1 rRNA gene is annotated in these 1,145 nt (G+C 49.9%); it reads left to right on the top strand.

Going from position 1 to position 1,145, the window contains the following annotated elements:
* Positions 1-1,145, top strand: a 23S ribosomal RNA gene (locus G7B18_RS18890); the annotation flags it as partial.

Raw genomic sequence — 1,145 nt, 5'->3', positions numbered from 1 at the left:
TGGCTTGGAAGCAGCCATTCATTTAAAGAGTGCGTAACAGCTCACTAGTCGAGCGACCGGGCGTGGATAATAAACGGGCATCAAGATTACTACCGAAGCTATGGATTCATACTGAAAGATGTATGTCTGGTAGGGGAGCATTCTATCGTCGGAGAAGCACTATGGTGATGTAGTGTGGAGATTATAGAAAAGCAAATGTAGGCATAAGTAACGATAAGGCGGGTGAGAAACCCGCCCACCGAAAGACTAAGGTTTCCTGATCAACGCTAATCGGATCAGGGTTAGTCGGGACCTAAGGCGCATCCGAACGGAGCAAGCCGATGGACAATGGGTTAATATTCCCATACTTTTCTTTACTGCGATGTGGTGACGGAGTAGTGACACTGCCGCGAACTGACGGAATAGTTCGTTAAAAGGCGTAGGTATAGGGACGGTAGGCAAATCCGCCGACCCTGCTGAAACCCAATAGTACTGCAAAGCTTCGGCGGCGCAGATAGAGCAGGTAATCAGACTTCCAAGAAAACCCGCTAAGCTTCAGGTAAAGAAAACCCGTACCGTAAACCGACACAGGTAGTCGAGGAGAGAATCCTAAGGTGCTCGAGTGAGTCATGGCTAAGGAACTCGGCAAAATGGCCCTGTAACTTCGGGAGAAGGGGCGCTGTCTCTGAGAGGAGCAGCCGCAGTGAAAAGGCCCAGGCGACTGTTTAGCAAAAACATATGGCTTTGCAAAATCGAAAGATGAGGTATAAGGCCTGACACCTGCCCGGTGCTGGAAGGTTAAGAGGGGATGTCATCGCAAGAGAAGCATTGAATCGAAGCCCCAGTAAACGGCGGCCGTAACTATAACGGTCCTAAGGTAGCGAAATTCCTTGTCGGGTAAGTTCCGACCTGCACGAATGGTGTAACGATCTGGGCGCTGTCTCAGCCATGAGCTCGGTGAAATTGTGGTATCGGTGAAGACGCCGATTACCCGCAACGGGACGGAAAGACCCCATGCACCTTCACTATAGCTTAACATTGAAATTGGGTACAGGATGTGTAGGATAGGCGGGAGATGTTGAAGTGGCTTCGCCAGGAGTCATGGAATCAACCTTGAAATACCGCCCTTTCTGTATTCGGTTTCTAACTCGATCATGTCGAGGACA

The organism is Sphingobacterium sp. xlx-130, assembly GCF_011007405.1.
Lineage (GTDB): Bacteria > Bacteroidota > Bacteroidia > Sphingobacteriales > Sphingobacteriaceae > Sphingobacterium > Sphingobacterium luzhongxinii.
Note: the sequence above shows the minus strand (reverse complement) of the source record. Positions and strands in the feature narration are given on the sequence as shown.